18 protein-coding genes and 1 pseudogene are annotated in these 16,572 nt (G+C 42.5%); 13 read left to right on the top strand and 6 right to left on the bottom strand.

The features are described from left to right. Window positions 1-2: 2 nt before the first annotated feature. Window positions 3-1,100, bottom strand: coding sequence for an alpha/beta fold hydrolase (locus O4M77_RS08000; protein WP_323713300.1), 1,098 nt, complete (start codon window positions 1,098-1,100; stop codon window positions 3-5). 142 nt (window positions 1,101-1,242) lie between these two features. Here O4M77_RS08000 and O4M77_RS07995 point away from each other — a divergent pair, with 142 nt between their 5' ends. From O4M77_RS07995 to trpB, 9 genes are all read left to right on the top strand, one after another. Further along, window positions 1,243-2,430 (top strand): O-succinylhomoserine sulfhydrylase, encoded by a 1,188-nt coding sequence (locus O4M77_RS07995; RefSeq protein WP_323713299.1) that lies wholly within the window; start codon window positions 1,243-1,245, stop codon window positions 2,428-2,430. A 28-nt stretch (window positions 2,431-2,458) separates the two neighbouring features. Beyond that, window positions 2,459-2,788, top strand: coding sequence for a YbaB/EbfC family nucleoid-associated protein (locus O4M77_RS07990; protein ID WP_125279140.1), 330 nt, complete (start codon window positions 2,459-2,461; stop codon window positions 2,786-2,788). 13 nt (window positions 2,789-2,801) lie between these two features. Next, entirely contained in the window at window positions 2,802-3,398 is a 597-nt protein-coding gene (gene recR / locus O4M77_RS07985; protein ID WP_125279141.1) for a recombination mediator RecR, read from the top strand. A 176-nt stretch (window positions 3,399-3,574) separates the two neighbouring features. Then, window positions 3,575-4,717, top strand: coding sequence for a ribonuclease D (locus O4M77_RS07980; protein ID WP_005235921.1), 1,143 nt, complete (start codon window positions 3,575-3,577; stop codon window positions 4,715-4,717). A gap of 129 nt (window positions 4,718-4,846) precedes the next feature. After that, the gene (locus O4M77_RS07975; protein WP_004783715.1) at window positions 4,847-5,152 is read left to right on the top strand and encodes a YcgL domain-containing protein; all 306 of its coding nucleotides are present in this window, start codon (window positions 4,847-4,849) and stop codon (window positions 5,150-5,152) included. Window positions 5,153-5,173: 21 nt separating this feature from the next. Next, window positions 5,174-5,557 carry a hypothetical protein gene (locus tag O4M77_RS07970; protein ID WP_180003755.1) on the top strand — a complete coding sequence of 128 codons (384 nt, stop codon included), beginning with the start codon at window positions 5,174-5,176 and terminating at the stop codon, window positions 5,555-5,557. 21 nt (window positions 5,558-5,578) lie between these two features. Continuing rightward, entirely contained in the window at window positions 5,579-6,430 is an 852-nt protein-coding gene (locus O4M77_RS07965; RefSeq protein WP_323713298.1) for a MoxR family ATPase, read from the top strand. A 13-nt stretch (window positions 6,431-6,443) separates the two neighbouring features. Further along, a complete protein-coding gene (locus O4M77_RS07960; protein WP_323713297.1) occupies window positions 6,444-7,631 on the top strand; it encodes a vWA domain-containing protein in 1,188 nt (395 codons plus the stop codon). A 107-nt stretch (window positions 7,632-7,738) separates the two neighbouring features. Continuing rightward, the gene (gene trpB / locus O4M77_RS07955; protein ID WP_125279145.1) at window positions 7,739-8,944 is read left to right on the top strand and encodes a tryptophan synthase subunit beta; all 1,206 of its coding nucleotides are present in this window, start codon (window positions 7,739-7,741) and stop codon (window positions 8,942-8,944) included. Between the two features lie 140 nt (window positions 8,945-9,084). Here trpB and O4M77_RS07950 read toward each other — a convergent pair whose 3' ends face one another. The 3 genes from O4M77_RS07950 to O4M77_RS07940 all read right to left on the bottom strand — a co-directional run bounded on the left by O4M77_RS07950 (window position 9,085) and on the right by O4M77_RS07940 (window position 10,381). Then, window positions 9,085-9,516, bottom strand: a complete 432-nt coding sequence (locus tag O4M77_RS07950) for a CBS domain-containing protein (protein ID WP_125279146.1) — start codon at window positions 9,514-9,516, stop codon at window positions 9,085-9,087. Window positions 9,517-9,616: 100 nt separating this feature from the next. Next, entirely contained in the window at window positions 9,617-9,991 is a 375-nt protein-coding gene (locus O4M77_RS07945; protein WP_034171083.1) for a DUF2750 domain-containing protein, read from the bottom strand. Between the two features lie 156 nt (window positions 9,992-10,147). Next, window positions 10,148-10,381 (bottom strand): hypothetical protein, encoded by a 234-nt coding sequence (locus tag O4M77_RS07940; RefSeq protein WP_034171084.1) that lies wholly within the window; start codon window positions 10,379-10,381, stop codon window positions 10,148-10,150. Window positions 10,382-10,601: 220 nt separating this feature from the next. Between O4M77_RS07940 and O4M77_RS07935 the strand changes: the two genes are divergently transcribed. Together O4M77_RS07935 and O4M77_RS07930 are read left to right on the top strand one after the other, a co-directional pair. Beyond that, window positions 10,602-10,964, top strand: coding sequence for a hypothetical protein (locus O4M77_RS07935; RefSeq protein WP_081402667.1), 363 nt, complete (start codon window positions 10,602-10,604; stop codon window positions 10,962-10,964). Window positions 10,965-11,068: 104 nt separating this feature from the next. Beyond that, window positions 11,069-11,392, top strand: a complete 324-nt coding sequence (locus tag O4M77_RS07930; protein ID WP_323713296.1) for a hypothetical protein — start codon at window positions 11,069-11,071, stop codon at window positions 11,390-11,392. Here O4M77_RS07930 and O4M77_RS07925 read toward each other — a convergent pair. Together O4M77_RS07925 and O4M77_RS07920 are read right to left on the bottom strand one after the other, a co-directional pair. After that, on the bottom strand, window positions 11,316-12,893 hold the full coding sequence (locus O4M77_RS07925; protein WP_323713295.1) for a pitrilysin family protein: 1,578 nt from the start codon (window positions 12,891-12,893) through the stop codon (window positions 11,316-11,318). The genes O4M77_RS07930 and O4M77_RS07925 overlap by 77 nt on opposite strands. 11 nt (window positions 12,894-12,904) lie before the next feature. Then, window positions 12,905-14,245 carry a M16 family metallopeptidase gene (locus O4M77_RS07920; protein WP_416359253.1) on the bottom strand — a complete coding sequence of 447 codons (1,341 nt, stop codon included), beginning with the start codon at window positions 14,243-14,245 and terminating at the stop codon, window positions 12,905-12,907. A 232-nt stretch (window positions 14,246-14,477) separates the two neighbouring features. Here O4M77_RS07920 and ftsY point away from each other — a divergent pair, with 232 nt between their 5' ends. Both ftsY and O4M77_RS07910 read left to right on the top strand, forming a co-directional pair. After that, window positions 14,478-15,581 carry a signal recognition particle-docking protein FtsY gene (gene ftsY / locus O4M77_RS07915; RefSeq protein ID WP_034171087.1) on the top strand — a complete coding sequence of 368 codons (1,104 nt, stop codon included), beginning with the start codon at window positions 14,478-14,480 and terminating at the stop codon, window positions 15,579-15,581. Window positions 15,582-15,761: 180 nt separating this feature from the next. Continuing rightward, window positions 15,762-16,442: pseudogene (locus tag O4M77_RS07910) on the top strand (nitroreductase family protein). Window positions 16,443-16,572 lie beyond the last annotated feature (130 nt).

The raw sequence follows: 16,572 nt of genomic DNA, 5'->3' as shown, positions 1-16,572 counted from the left end.
ATTTAAGCATCTATCCGGGTTGAGCGTTGTGCCAGCCAGGTGGTCAGTTTCGGCCAGAATGTATTGGCTGTTTTCTGATTGGACATCAGTCCAAGATGACCACCCGGGATAAGAGTAAACGTCTTATCGGTACTACTTGTCAATTCCATCAAAGGTTTAGCTGACTGTTCCGTAACAATCTGATCGGTTTTCCCAGCCCCGACCAGTAAGGAACAATTAATATTTTTTAGGTCAATCGTTCGGCCGTTTAAAGTCATTGAGCCATTTTTTAAAGGATTTTGCAGCCATAAGTGCAGCACCATGTCCTGATTGATTCCGCCCGGATAATCAATCATCTTGTTCAGAAAATTGCCCATGGTGGCATGTTCATAGACATCTTCAACATTTTCTAGGTTCATCAAAAACTGCTTCTGGCTTTTAAACCAGCCAATCGGATCAAGCAGCTTAAATCCCAATGCATTGATGATGCCGGGCGAATGAATATATTCCTTGGGAATCAATCCTTGGTGAATGGCCTGTTGCAGGTTTTTATTTTTAGAAATGAGCTTATTGGTGGTACTAAATAACTTGCCGACTCGACCTGAAGCATAACTGTCAATCGGACTGCCCAGCACAATCAGGTTTTTAACATGTTCAGGCGAATGCAATGCTGTATAAAGCGTGACGAAAATTCCTGCCATGCTCCAGCCATGCAGGGAAATAAACTGACTGCCTGAATGCGAGCAGATCCGTTCAATCGCCTGAGGAATCGCGCCGTCAATAAAAGACAGAAAGTTCAAGTGACGGTGTTTATAACGGAAACGTTTCCATTCCACTAAATAGACATCAAAACCGCTATGCTGAAAATGCTTGACTAGTGAACGGTAAGGATACAGATCATAAATATCCATATTGATCGCAAGAGGGGCAACAAAGACTAACGGCTCACGGTACTTTTTTTCAGGTGCTGCATAATAGCGAATTTTGCAGAACTCAGTCGCAGCAATATATTCAAAGGGTGTTTTTTGCGAAAGAATCAGGGAAGACGAGTTAAATAACCGCGCATTCAGGTGTTTTAATTTTTTCTTCTGGCGTTGAATATTTTGTTTTAACTGAATCATGTAAATAATTTATCCGTATACAAAGGAGAATTGGTCGAAGTCTAAGCAATAATTGCTTATTATGCCTTGACCTGAAATAGCTTAGACGCTCAAAATGTTGGCAATTTTTTACAAAAGGCAGCCTTTGGGCTGAAGTAAAGTGATGAGCCAGCAAGACGATTTTAACTATCAATTAGAAACTTTAGCCATCCGTACCGGTCACACCCGCAGCTTTGAGGGTGAGCATGGTGAACCGATTTTTCTAACATCGTCATTTGTTTATGAAAATGCGGCTGAAGCTGCAGCAAAATTTTCAGGCCAGGAGCCGGGTAATATTTACTCTCGCTTTACCAATCCAACTGTTGCCATGTTTGAAAAGCGTCTGGCTGCTTTAGAAGGCGCAGAACGCGCTGTTGCGACCAGCTCTGGTATGGCTGCAATTATGGCTGTGGTGATGGCTTACCTGAAAGCGGGCGATCATGTGATCTGTTCACGTGCCGTATTTGGTTCAACAGTTTCTTTATTCGAGAAATACGTGGCTAAATTTGGTGTCGCAGTTGAGTTTGTCGACTTGACTGATCTGGATGCATGGAAAAATGCCATCAAGCCAGAAACCAAATTACTCTTTGTTGAATCTCCGTCAAACCCATTGGCTGAAGTGGCAGATATTCAGGCTTTGGCAGATATTGCACATGCCAATGATGCATTGCTCGCGATTGACAACAGCTTCTGTACACCAGTGTTACAACAACCACTCAAATTTGGTGCAGACTTAGTCGTATATTCTGCGACTAAATATCTGGATGGCCAAGGCCGTGCACTCGGTGGCGCTGTAGTAGGTAACCACAAACTGCTTGAAGAAATCTTCGGTTATGTACGTACTACCGGTCCTTCTATGAGCCCGTTTAATGCCTGGGTATTCCTGAAAGGTCTAGAAACTTTACGTTTACGTATGCGTGAACATTCTGCCAATGCACAAAAACTGGCAGAATTCTTAAATGCACATCCGAAAGTAGAAAAAGTTTACTATGCAGGTTTGCCTGAGCATATCGGTCATGAACTGGCTGCAAAACAACAAACCGGTTTCGGTGGTATCGTATCTTTCGAAGTGAAAGGCGGTCGTGAAGGTGCCTGGAAAGTAATTGACAATACCCAGTTCATTTCAATCACTGGTAACTTAGGTGATGTGAAATCAACGATTACTCATCCAGCAACAACCACACATGGCAAATTGTCTCCAGAAGCCAAAGCAGCAGCGGGTATCCGTGAAGGTTTAATTCGCGTTTCTGTTGGTTTGGAAGAGATTGATGATATTATTCGCGACATTACACGCGGTTTAGATCTAATCTAATTTTATAAATATATGTTCGGAGATCTTTATGAACATTAATATGTTGATGCAGCAAGCACAGCGCATGCAAAAAGAAGTCGAAAACAACATGAAAAAAGCCAAAGAAGAGCTTGCGCAAACTGAAGTGCATGCTGAGGCTGGTGGCGGTCTGGTGAAAGTCACCATGACTTGCCGCAATGTGGTGAAACGTATCGAGATCAATCCTGAACTTTTACAGGACGATCCAGATATGATCGAAGATCTGATTGCAGCAGCGATGAATGATGCAGCGCGTCAAGCAGAAGCGATCTCTGAAGAGAAAATGAAATCTGCAAACTCAGGTATGGGCTTACCACCTGGTCTGGCTGGTTTATTCTAAGGAAGTATGCGCAATGTTTAGTGATCGTTTTGATCAACTGGTTCAAGCATTACGCATTTTGCCAAGCGTTGGGCCGAAATCGGCCCAGCGTATGGCTTTGCATTTAATCATGAAAAATCGTGAAGGGGCGATCGGTCTGGCACATGCCTTAACTGAAGCAACCGATCACATTCATGAATGCTCGATCTGCCATTCATTGACGGAAGATGAAGTCTGTAATATCTGTACCTCACTTGAGCGTGATGATGAACTGCTTTGTGTCGTGGAATCACCGGCAGATGTCATGGCAATTGAGCAAAGCGGCAGTTTCCGCGGTAAATATCATGTTCTGGGTGGTCATCTGTCACCTCTAGATGGAATCGGGCCTGAAGAAATCGGTATTCCCTATTTACTGCAACGCTTAAGTCAGGGACAGATCAAGGAAGTGATTCTGGCTACCAATGCGACTGTTGAAGGACAAGCAACCGCACATTATCTGGTTGAAGCCAGTAAACATTTACCGGTGCAAATGACGCGTATCGCTCAAGGGGTGCCTCAAGGCGGAGAACTGGAGTATGTCGATAGTCATACATTGAGTCAGGCAGTGCATAACCGGATGCGAATTAAGTGAAATATTAATTATATTCTCTTAATATAAAAAATATATTATTAAAAATATAAACTAGATAAGCTATATTCGAAAAATATGGAACAAAAAGTGTGATTTGGTTGTCATATTTTTATATAAAAATTCTATATATCGGGTAATATAGCTTCATCGAGCATCTAATTTTAGACTCAGTCTTTATGTTTCAATTTATTCAACATCAGCACGACTTAAATCATGTCCTGAATCTTATGGATCAAAATCCGGTCTATGGCCTGGATACAGAATTCATTAAGGTAGACACCTTGTGGCCAAAACTTGGTGTTTTTCAAATCAATGTCAATAACAATGTCTATTTGCTGGATGGAACAACACTGGATCTGAGTGAATTTCTGAACAAGATCTTTAATGCTCAACAGAATATTTTCCATGCCTGCAGTGAAGATATTGACCTGATTTATCATTACACCCAGAAAAAAGCCCTGAGCAATGTCTTTGATACACAGGTCGGCATGTCATTCCTCGGACATGGTTTGCAGGTCAGCTATCAGAATGCCTTGAAACAGATGCTGGATGTCGATATTGAAAAAGATCAGACCCGCTCTAACTGGCTGGCACGGCCTTTAAGCTCTGAGCAGTTACTGTATGCAGCCAATGATGTGCATTATCTGGTGCAACTGTCGGATAAGGTCAAACAGGATCTGGAAAGCAAATATCTGCTCGATTTCGCTCTTGAGGATTGCCGTTTTCTGACCCATGAAATTGGTGAAGAAACACCGACTGCCTTACTTTATCAGGATGTCGGTAATTATCGTCATTCACGCCGTCAATTAATGCAGTTGCAACAACTGGCTGTATGGCGTGAGCAGATTGCCAAGGCGTTGAATCAGCCGCGTAGTTTTATTCTGAAAAACTCGACCATGATTGATCTGGTAGAGAAATTCCCGCGCAATAATTTCCAGCTCAGTCAGATGAAAGACATCCGGGCCAATATTGTCCGTGAACATGGCAAGACCATTTTGGATCTGTTGAAATTCCTGCCTGACCAAGCCGACTGGCCATTACGTCTGGCACGCCCAATCCGCCATTCATCCAGAGAGATTGGCGAGAAGGTTGAAACAATGATCCAGAATATATCCAATGAAATCTCCGTACCGAAAGAAGTGCTGATGCGCAAGAAATGGCTGAATGCCTTATATCAGCATGTAGTATGTCATAAGGATGAACAGGATCTGCCAAACTACTTGCTCGGTTGGCGCTATGAGTTATTAACTCTGCCGCTAATTAAGGTATTGCATCAGGATGAGTCTTATCTGTCGACCCAGATGAAAGTGGTTGAGTGATTTTTACTGGATTGATTAAAGATAAAGCAATTATACAAAATCACGACTGATGCATTGGAGGCGGCTAATGTTTCTGTCGTTTTTTTGATGTATCCTTGCGATTGTTTTTTCAGAAAAGTCGTTTGAAACATGCAAGTGTCTATTTACAAATCTAGCAAAAAAGATGAAATGTATCTTTATGTGGCGCGTCCTGCAGATGAGAACGAAGCCGAAACATTTGAACCACTAGAGGTATTGGCTGAACCGGTACGTGTTGCTTTTGGTCGTGCGACTTTTGTCATGCATCTTGAATTGAGTGAATCGCGTAAACTGGCACGTGCCAATGTTTTACATGTGATGGATTCAATTTCTACTCGTGGTTTCTTCCTGCAAATGCCACCAGAAGGTTTGATTAACCCGAATGCGCCAGCGCCAGAAGGTCTTCGTGGGGCTTAAGCTCAGTTCAGGAGTTGTGAAATGAATGGTTTTGTAGCTGTATTGGACTCAATTCCTGACCAGAGTATTGCGTTTGCAGTGTATCTGCTGGGCAGTCTGATTGCGTTAGCCTGCTGGTATGGCGTGACCAAGCGCATGCCAAAGGCAATGGGCGGTTTTTTATGGTTGTTAGCCTTTGCCGTGCTATTAACCCCAACCGTTTCTGAAGGCAGTAATGCTTCAGTTGCACCTGCTATTTTCGGGCTGCTGTTTGGTATTCTGACCAAGGAATATGAACTCGTTTGGATTAATGCGTCACTTATTTTATTTGTCATTGGTATCGGGTCTGTGATTGGCTATTGCTGGTCGACCTATGCATCCAGTAAAACGGGTCTTGGGTCAAACAAGAAAAGTTCACCGCTGTAAATAGAAAAATAAGGTTCAATCATGTCTGCTGATATTCAACAATTTTCAGGTACGGATCAGTACATTGCCACTGACAGTTTAAAACTAGCTGTGAAAGCTGCGCGTAGTTTGCAAAAACCCTTGCTGGTTAAAGGTGAGCCGGGTACAGGTAAAACCTTGTTGGCTGAACAGGTGGCACAAAGCCTTGAACTGAAGCTGATTACCTGGCATATCAAATCAACGACCAAGGCACAGCAGGGCCTGTATGAATATGATGCGGTATCACGCTTACGTGATAGTCAGTTAGGTGATGATCGCGTTTATGACATCAAGAACTACATCAAGCCGGGTAAACTCTGGGAAGCATTTACCAGTGAAGAACGCTGTGTATTGCTGATTGATGAGATCGATAAAGCAGACATCGAGTTCCCAAATGACTTGCTGCATGAACTCGACAAGATGTCTTTCTTCGTTTATGAAACGGGTGAAACCATTACTGCTACCCAGCGTCCGATTGTCATCATCACTTCAAATAACGAGAAAGAGCTTCCAGATGCTTTCTTGCGCCGTTGTTTCTTCCACTATATCGAGTTTCCGGATGAAGCGACCATGCGTGAAATTATCGATGTGCATTTTGAGAATATTTCAGCAACGCTGGTGAATGAAGCTCTGCAAGTCTTCTTCAAGTTACGTCAGATTCCAGGCTTGAAAAAACCACCTTCAACTTCAGAACTGATCGACTGGCTAAGCCTACTCATGGCAGATGATATGCCGGAAGACATTTTAAGAAATACCGACAAGTCCAAAGCGATTCCGCCTTTGTACGGCGCGCTGATCAAAAATGAGCAGGATGTACAACTGCTTGAACGTCTAGCCTTTATGTCGCGTCGCTAAGGGAGAAACACGCATGTTTGTGCGATTGTTTTATACCCTCAGAAAATATGGCGTACCAGTTTCCACCCGTGAGCTGATTGATCTGAATCAAGCGGTGGCGGCAGGCGTGGTTTTTGCTGATCAGGGCGAGTTCTATCAGCTTGCTAAAACTGTGATGGTCAAAGACGAGCGCTACTTCGACAAGTTCGATCGCGCCATGAAAGATTACTTTGATGGTATCGCGACTTTTGATCTGGATGAACTGCTGAATCAGGTGCATAAACTACCCAAAGACTGGTTTGATCTGGAACTTCTGGAAAAGCACTTAACCCCTGAACAGCGTGAAGAACTGAAAAAAGCCGGATCGCTGGAAGAACTGATGAAAATGCTGGAAGAACGCTTGCGCGAACAGCATAAAAAACATCAGGGCGGGAATAAGATGATTGGTACTGGTGGCACATCGCCATTTGGTGCCTATGGTGATCATCCTGAAGGTGTGCGCATTGGCGGGCCGGGGCGTAAACGTTCCGCCGTCAAAGTCTGGGAACAGCGTCAATACCGTAATCTGGATGATGATCAGATTCTTGGTAGTCGTCAGATGCAGATGGCACTGCGCCATTTGCGTAAGTTCGCTCGTCAGGGTGCGGCTGAAGAACTGGACATTGATAGTACTATTCGTGAAACCGCCAAACAGGGGATTCTGGATGTGCAATTGGTGCCGGAGCGTCGTAACCGTATTAAAGTACTAATGCTGTTTGATATCGGTGGATCAATGGATGCGCATATCGCTCAGTGTGAAAAACTGTTTAGCGCCGCTAAGACCGAATTTAAGACTCTGGAATATTTCTATTTCCATAATTGTCTATACGACTATGTCTGGAAAGATAATGTCCGTCGTTCCAGCTCGCGCATGAATACCTGGGATCTGTTCAATACCTATGGACGGGATTACCGGGTGATTGTAGTGGGTGATGCCAGCATGGCACCCTATGAGTTGAACTCCGTCGGTGGTTCGGTCGAATATATGAATGATGAGGCAGGACAGGTCTGGTTACAGCGTCTGCGTCAGCATTTTGATAAAACCGCTTGGCTCAATCCTGAAGAAGAAAAATACTGGCATTACACGCATACTATTGGCCTGATTAAGCAAATCTTTGAAGATCATATGTTTCCAATGACCTTAAAAGGTATTGAGGATATGACCAAATATCTGGCGCGTTGATTCCATTTATCTATAAGTGACTTTATCTATAGTTATTAGTGCTTTAAAACGAATTATTCTAGTATAAAGTCACTTATTATACCTTATTCCAATATTCAGGAATTATTATGGCTCATCAAATTAATGGTATTGCGTTGCCCAATGAAGAGGGTTTCTTTGGTCAATATGGCGGTCAGTTCATTCCACCGGATCTAAAACAGGCCATGGATGACATCAATGTTGCCTATCAGGAAATCCGTCAAACTGAAGAATTTCAAAATGAATTAAAAGACCTGTTTGCTAACTATGTCGGCCGTCCTAGCCCTTTGTTTCATGCTAAACGCCTTTCTGACCAGTTAGGTGGAGCACAGATCTATTTAAAACGTGAAGACCTGAATCATACCGGTGCACATAAAATCAATCACTGCCTGGGTGAAGCACTGCTGGCGAAATATATGGGTAAAACCAAAGTCATTGCAGAAACCGGTGCAGGTCAGCATGGTGTAGCATTGGCTACTGCATGTGCTTTGGTGGGTATTCCATGTGAAATTCATATGGGCCAGGTGGATATCGAAAAAGAACATCCAAACGTCGTAAAGATGAAAATCTTGGGTGCTAAGCTGATTTCTGTGACGCGTGGTACTGCGACCCTTAAAGATGCAGTCGACAGTGCTTTTGAAGAATACTTGAAAGATCCGAAAAACTATATCTATGCGATTGGTTCGGTGGTAGGACCACATCCATTCCCAATGATGGTGCGTGATTTCCAGTCCATTATTGGCGATGAAATTAAGGTTCAAACCAATGAACGCTTCGGTGCAAACCCAGATTATGTGGTGGCATGTGTGGGTGGTGGTTCAAATGCTATGGGTGCATTCACGGCATTTCTAAATGATCCAGAAGTGAAACTGGTGGGGGTAGAGCCTGCAGGTCATGGCTTAAATACTGATAAGCATTCCGCAACGCTGACTTTGGGTAAACCAAGCCAGTTGCATGGTATGGCCTGTTATGTACTCGAAGATGAGCAGGGTGAGCCTTTACCTGTACATTCGATTGCTTCTGGGCTGGATTATCCAGGCGTAGGGCCACAGCACAGCCTGCTGAAAGATCTAGGTCGTGTGGAATACACTACAGCAACAGATCAGGAGTGTCTGGATGCCTTTATGACCCTGTCACGCGTTGAGGGAATTGTGCCAGCATTAGAAAGTTCACATGCAGTGGCTTGGGCAATTCGTGAAGCGGGTAAACTGCCTAAAGAGACTAAGATTGTAGTGAATCTTTCAGGTCGTGGTGATAAAGACTCTGACTATGTCGCAGAGAAACTCGGTCTTTAATTTGATCTAATAATCAAAAAATCCCAGTCTTAAGGCTGGGATTTTTTATATCTAATCTGGTTTTGATATGACATTGTCATTTGTTTGTAATGACATTTTGAGTTTGAGTCTTAATTTACGTATTCAACTAAGAAAGAATTTTAGCCTGAAATATATTGTTGTAACTGATCAATCAGCTTACGTTGATCTTCCATTGCAGCTTTGACCAAGTCACCAATCGAAATCAGGCCAATCAGTTTGTCATTTTCAACTACAGGTAAGTGGCGTAAATGGCGGTCAGTCATTAATGCTAAGCAGTCTTCAACAGAAGTTGCAGAAGTCACGGTTATGACTTTAGGTGTCATAATTTCATTGACCGTGGTATCAAAAGAGGTTCTTTGCATCAATGCGATTTTACGGGTGTAATCACGCTCTGACAAAATGCCGACCACACTATCTTCGTGGGTAACGACCAGCGCCCCGATTCCTTTTTCTGCCATCAGGCTAATTGCTTCTAAAACTGTAGAGTCTGGACGGATGGTATAAACTGCCTGATGTACTTTATCACCGAGCACTTGTGCTACGTTGGTCATTCTATTGAGTCCTTTTTATCTAATTATTATTAGTCCTAGAGTATGTATCCAGCTGAACATCTCTAGGTGTCTATTTTATGTCTTTATAAATAACATGTTTTTAGGCAAAGTGCAGTCTTTGTTGTGAAAAAAACAGGTGGCGCATCTGTGGAATGGATAACTTTAGTTTAGTGCCATTGCCGCTACATAAAGTAGGTGTCACGGCTAGTCGGGACAGTGTAGGTAATAAGTTGTTTTCGAAATCTTCCGGGTTGATTCTACGGGGTACATAACCTGGCCAATGTTCCTTGGCATAATTTTTGGCATCCAGAGAATTAAGCCAGAATGGAAAAATATAATCTTCCTGATCACGCATCATCGCCCAACCCTGATGATAGACGCCCCACAAAACGCCGCAATACATCATAGATTTGAGGATGGTCAGCCTCAAAAGAAAGTTTTTACAAATCGGGTCGTATTGAATAATTTTTCGCATTGTCGTTAAAATAAAGTGCTATTAGAGTTCAGCTCTATTCTAGAAAGTTCAAGTGAAATTACTGTTTCAGCTTTGCAAGCAATCGTAATAAATTATGTCTTAATTGCAGTATTTCGAAAAAATGGCATAAAAAAACGTCACCGAGGTGACGTTTCTTCAGGCTTGCATGGTGGCCATGTTCTGCCAGTATTGTGCTTTGAGTGAATCTCGTTCTACACGAAAACCCTGATAATACAGTTCAGCTAAAAAGAGAGCTGCTTTACCGTGACCGGCGCGCGCTGCATCTTCTAATTGTTTTACTGCATCGACAAAGTTCATTTGCGATTGAATAGTATTCACTGCATCTGCATACAGATGTTCCAAATCATGTTGAGAGATATTCTGCATAATATAAAAACTCCTTAATTTTAATTATGATTTCGGATAGACTTTTAAGTCTAAATACAAATATAACTTAGTATTATTAAACTAATATTACAGAATAATGGAAAAGTCAACTATATCAGCTTTCCTGTTTACTTAATTTATAGTTTGTACGATCAAACTATACACACTTGGAAGTTTGGTTGGTATAGATTTTAACAATAGAACAAAAGAAAAGGAGAACAACATGATGCAAAGAACTCTTGAAGGGCTCAGTTTTGATATGCCCCCAACAGCCAGTCAGATTACAGAATTGGCGCATGTACACCGTAAAAAACTGGATGAGGCAATTTATGACAAATATACCCATCTAGGTGATTATAGTCTGGCTCAACGTAAAGAAGTTTATGATTTTACCCGCGCTCTGGACGAAACCCAGCGTGCAGAGTTTTATAGTCACTATAATGATGAATTGGTCCGAATTGCAGATGAAGATCGACTGCATCCACCTGAAGCAGAAGCCGGCTTAAGCAAGTTTGCAATTTTACTGGTTTTAGGTCTGGTGGCTATGGTCATTGCCTGGAGTGTGTACGAATTGTTGAAATCCTAACCGATTTATAGTCATATCGAGATGTGTATTTATACTGGTCATTCAATCTTTGACTTGAACTTCATGGGGCCCAGCCATACACTAGCTGCAACTTGAGGTAGTGTATGGCTATAGATAGCAAAAAATTAAGCGATTTTCTGAATAAAATTAAGCTTGAACAGATTTATAATGCGGTTGTTATTTCTATTGTGGCATTAATTTTATGTCTGGCTACATTTGCCATTTATCGTCCACTGACGACTTCCCAATTTAATTTACTTCAGCAACTTGCAGAACAGCAGAGCTTACCCCAAACCCAGGATATGGCTCAGACTTTGCTGCAACAGCAACGCATCCATCGCGGTCAATATCTTAAATTGATGCAGGCGTATCAGCAGGAATCTCTACGGGCTCGTCAGCTTCCGCCGGTTTCTGTGGATATGCCTTAAGTATTGGAATCGTATTCGGCAGTGGTGTAGAAGGATCTAACAAGTTCTGTTCCAGTCGTAGTTTTAATGCTTCTTTATCTAATTCTTGACTTACCACGACCAGTGTCAAGCGTTCTGGATGCAGATGTTTGCGCACGGCATTTTGCACATCTGCTGCGGTAATTTTGGCTAGACGTTCTGGATAGCGTGACAGATAGTCGGCTTGCTCTGCATAAAAGCCCATCGTGCCTAACTGGGCATTGATCGTGGCATTGCTGCTGTAATTATTCGGAAATGCTCTTAACATCCCGGCTTTGGTTTCTTCTAGGCGCTTAGTATCAATCGGCTGATTTACAAAGTTGATAAAAGCCTGATGGGCGACCTGAATGCTATCTAGCAATTGATCTTGTCTAGTGGAATAACGGAAGCTAAATATACCGGGTGCCTGACTAAAGCTGAATGTGCTATAAGCACCATAGGTATAGCCGCGTTTTACCCTTAATTCCTGCATTAATACTGCATTAAATCCGCTACCACCAAACATGCGATTAGCCACTTCTAGAGCAAGCCGATCTTCAGTAAAACGGTTTGGTCCTAAGTGGCCGAAGGTCACATGCGCTTGGGATGAGTTATAAGGCAAATGCACGATATCAAAACCCGATTTTTCTTCAGGTTCAGTTAATGCAATAGCTTTCTGTCCTTGAGGCAAATTGCCTGCAATTCGTTCAGAAAGTTCCAGTGCCTGTTTAGGACTCAGTTTGCCAGTAATTGCAATATTCATATTTTGTGCCACCAGAAACTGGTCGCGGAATTTTTTCAGTAAATCAGCCGTAATTTTTTTGGTACTGCCAATGGTGCCGGTAATGGGTTCGGCATAAGGATGTTGTCCATACAATGCCCGATAAAACCGGATATCCATCAGTTTACTTGGATTTTCCTGAAGCTGTTTTTGTCCTACTTGAGTATTGCTGAGTGCTAGCTGAATGCTGGAAGGCTTGAATGTGGCATTTTTGAGAACTTCCATCATCATGGCCAAGGCAGGTTCCATTTTCTTGGGATCTGACAAAGTTCTAAGGCGAACGACAAACATATCGCGATAAGCCTGTACGCTAAATTGTGCGCCTGTGGCATCAAAGACTGAAGCTACCTGTGCGGCCGTATATTTATCTGTTCCTTCGCGCATCAGTTTGGCTGCTGTGCTGGATAAGCCAAATAAACCTTTAGCAATTTCCTGATCTCGTGCTGATCCGGCATTAAAGGTCAGTTGAATATCGACCATAGGTAAATCACGGGTTTCAACAAATAAAGTGCGAACTTTGTAGTGATTATTCAGGTCATGAATAAAAGGTGCTTGAAATGCCTGCTTTTGATTAATGTTTTTTAAACTTTGCAGGAGAGGGATCGCTTGTAACTGACTGGGATTATCATTCAGATCAGGCTGGGTATTTAAATAATTTTCTGCCCAAAGGCTTGAACTGAGGCTTAGGTTGGTTAAAAGGATAAGAGAGCGAACTTTAGACATTGTAATAACCATTATTGAGCTTTCTGTTCAGGCAAAAGGTAGAGCGTACTTAAATTTTCACGGACAAAATAGGCATTAGCAACCCGCTGAATGTCCTCTGCACGGACACTGTCATAATGCTGAGGCAGTTCATCCATCAGGCGGTAACTCAATCCGTTTACTTCAAGGTTTCCAATCATTTTGGCCTGTCCGCTCAGACTGTCTTGACTATAAATCAGATTTGAAATAAAGCGTGTGCTGATCTGTGCCAGTTCATACTCAGAAATAGCTTCAGTTTTTAATAAATCAATTTCTTTCTGGATGGCCGTTTGTGCTTCTGCCAGGTTAACGCCTGGAGCCGGAAGTGCGGAAATACCAAACAGGCTATCTCCACGGTTATAAGGATCATAAGACACACTCACAGAAGTAAGCACTTTGCGGTCGCGAACCAGACGATCCTGCAGGCGGGAAGAAATTCCACTATCCAGCAGGCTGCGGATAATGGCTAAGGCATAGGCATCTTGAGGATTCTTGGCGGTAGCCAAAGATTTTACATTCCATGTCATATACAGATTAGGCACTTGAACATTGCTCTCAATTTCCATATGACGATAGCCTAAGCGCTCAAACTCGAGTACATCATTACGTGAGGGTGTGGGACGCGCCGGAATATCACCGAAATATTTCTGTACCTGAACGAGAGCTTCTTGCACATCTAAATCACCGACAATCACCAGAATGGCATTATTCGGGCTATACCAGTCTCGATACCATTTTTTAACATCACTCAGCTGAATATTATTAAGCGTTTTCATGTGACCAATCACGGGCTGACGATAGTGACTGGTGGGATAACTGATCCATCTAAAGCGTTCAAATGCCTGGGCACGCGGATTATCATCAGTACGCTGACGCCGTTCTTCCATTACCACTTTAATTTCCGGATCAAAATCTTGCTGGCGTAACAAGAGGTTGTTCATGCGGTCAGATTCGAGTTCGAGCGCCATCGGAAAATAAGCTTTGGGATAGAGCTGATAATAGTTCGTGTAATTGGTAAAGGTTGCGGCATTAATACTGCCCCCATAAATCCGGCTCAGGCGGGTAAATTCATCATTGGGAACTTTGTTCGTGCCTTTAAACATCATATGTTCCAAAGCATGAGAGACACCGAGAATATTGCCGGACTCGTCACTACTACCGACTTTATACCAGATCTGTGTCATCACCATCGGGGAGCGGTGATCTTCCCGGATAATGACTTTTAAGCCATTACCTAAATAGGTTTCGATGGTGGTGCGGGATAATTCACTCTGGGTTGCGGCATGTACGGGGTTAAAACCGAAACTCAGGAGGAGTACAGCGGCTGGAGAAATCCGTTGTTTAATGATTCTGGATAAGGAGGAGATAGCAAAAAAAGATAGGGACACAAAGTCTTCCAATGAATAGATATTTGTATTTAGGATTATTTTTCAGAAATCTTGTATTGAAAGCAACCAAACACTGTTATTTTTTGGTTGTTTATTCATGGATTGGATTGCCCGCTCAAAACACTGCAAGTTATGCTAGAATTCAATTTTTTAACGCAATGCTTTTCAAGGATTCGGCATGCAACAGCAATCTAATGGGCAAAACAAATTTTTGATTGATGCTGATATCGGAGATGATGATGTCACGTTACCGAGTTTACCTGCGGTTAATGTGCCAATTGTAGAAACACCAAGCGCAACTGCTGAGGTTTCTGCACCTGTAGCGACAGAAGCTCAGGAAGAAGAACCTGCTACAAAAGGCGGTTTCTTTAGCCGTATGAAAGAGGGTTTAACCAAAACCCGTAAAAATCTTGCCGATGGGATGGTCAATATCCTGATTGGTGGCAAAGAAATTGACGATGAATTATTAGAAGAAGTTGAAGAACAGCTTTTGGTTGCAGATATCGGTGTTGATGCGACTAAAACGATTATTGCCAATTTGACTGAACGTACTGCACGCGGTGACCTGATTTATTCTCACTCGCTGTATAAAGCGCTTCAGGAAGAACTGGTCGCTCTGCTGGCTCCGCGTGTAAAACCGCTGCATATCGATCCAAACAAAAATCCATATGTAATTCTGGTCGTGGGTGTAAATGGTGTAGGTAAAACCACGACCATTGGCAAGCTCGCAAAACGTCTGCAAGGCGAAGGTAAAAAAGTCATGCTGGCTGCGGGTGATACTTTCCGTGCTGCTGCAACTGAGCAGTTACAGATCTGGGGTGAACGCAACAATATCGCCGTCGTAGCCCAAGGTCATGGTGCTGACTCTGCTTCTGTCATTTTTGATGCTTTCGAAAGTGCACGTGCCAAAGGTGTGGATGTTTTAATTGCAGATACTGCAGGCCGTTTGCATAACAAAGGTCACCTGATGCAGGAATTGACCAAGGTTAAACGTGTCATGCAGAAGATTGATGCGACTGCGCCACATGAAGTGATGCTGGTGGTGGATGCCGGTACAGGACAGAATGCCATTAATCAAGTTGAAATGTTTGATGAAGCAGTAGGTTTAACGGGTTTAACCATTACCAAGCTGGATGGTACTGCAAAAGGTGGTGTGCTGTTTAATATTGCCAGCCGTACGCATGTACCGATTCGCTTTATCGGTGTAGGTGAGAAAATTGATGACTTACGTCCATTCTCAGCAAAATCATTCGTTGCGGCATTGTTTGAAACTGAAAAATAATTAATGCGACTTGCATCACATAAACTCCGCTAAATGCGGAGTTTTTTGTTTTTAAGGAGTTTGAATACTCTAAAAAGCAGCATGAAAAAAACAGCAAATCCTGCCTGCCTAAATAAACACATTATATTGTATGGAATTTGCCTGGTGATTGAAGTTCAGGCTATATGTAGAGGGTAGAAAATGGCATTACTCAATAAAATTGGGCAGGTATTAACAACTGACCTGACTAAGGATTTTAAATTTCCTAAAAAGAGTAAAGTAGTTGAAAATTTAGAATTCACTTTTGTTGAGAAATTAAAAAAAGTGTCGTGGGATCTATCAGCTAGGTAAGCGTGTGCATTTCAGTCAAGCTTATCTGACCGAGCTGATTCAGGAAGCTGTGCATAGTTGCCCTTCAGCTTATAATTCACAAAGTGCACGCATTATCGTGCTATTTGCCGATTCACATCATCAATTCTGGAACATTGTGAAAGATGTTCAACGCCAGCATCGGTCTATGAAGGGATTAGAATCAAGCTGGATCAATGTGCAAATGCCTATGGCACGATTTTATTCTATGAAGATCAGCGCGCCATTCAGCAATTACAGAAAAAGATTCCATTTAGTGCCGATGATTTTCCACTGTGGTCAGAGCAGACTTCTGGCATGGTACAGTTTGCTGCGTGGACTGCGCTGGCAGATCCTGGTCTAGGTACTTCTTTGCAACATTATAATGCGCAGATCAATCACCCTGTAGCTGAGCATTATAAGATTGATGAAAACTGGTTGCTACGTGCTCAGCTCTGTTTCGGTTCAATTGAAGAAGCAATAGAAGATAAAATTGAGTCTGTAAACCCAGAAAGCTTCCAGGTATTTAGCTAAGACCTGTGATTCTTGAAATTAGTATGTGCTAAGGTGACTGATACAAAGTATCAACCTTGGTATCTCTGAGAATGTTCTATAAATAAAACACATTGTTATCGAAATAAGACTGTTTTAGGCAGTGAAAATG

Origin of the sequence: Acinetobacter sp. YWS30-1, from assembly GCF_033558715.1 — a bacterium.
In the GTDB taxonomy this organism is placed as follows: Bacteria; Pseudomonadota; Gammaproteobacteria; order Pseudomonadales; family Moraxellaceae; genus Acinetobacter.
This window is presented reverse-complemented; position numbering and strand designations above follow the sequence as displayed.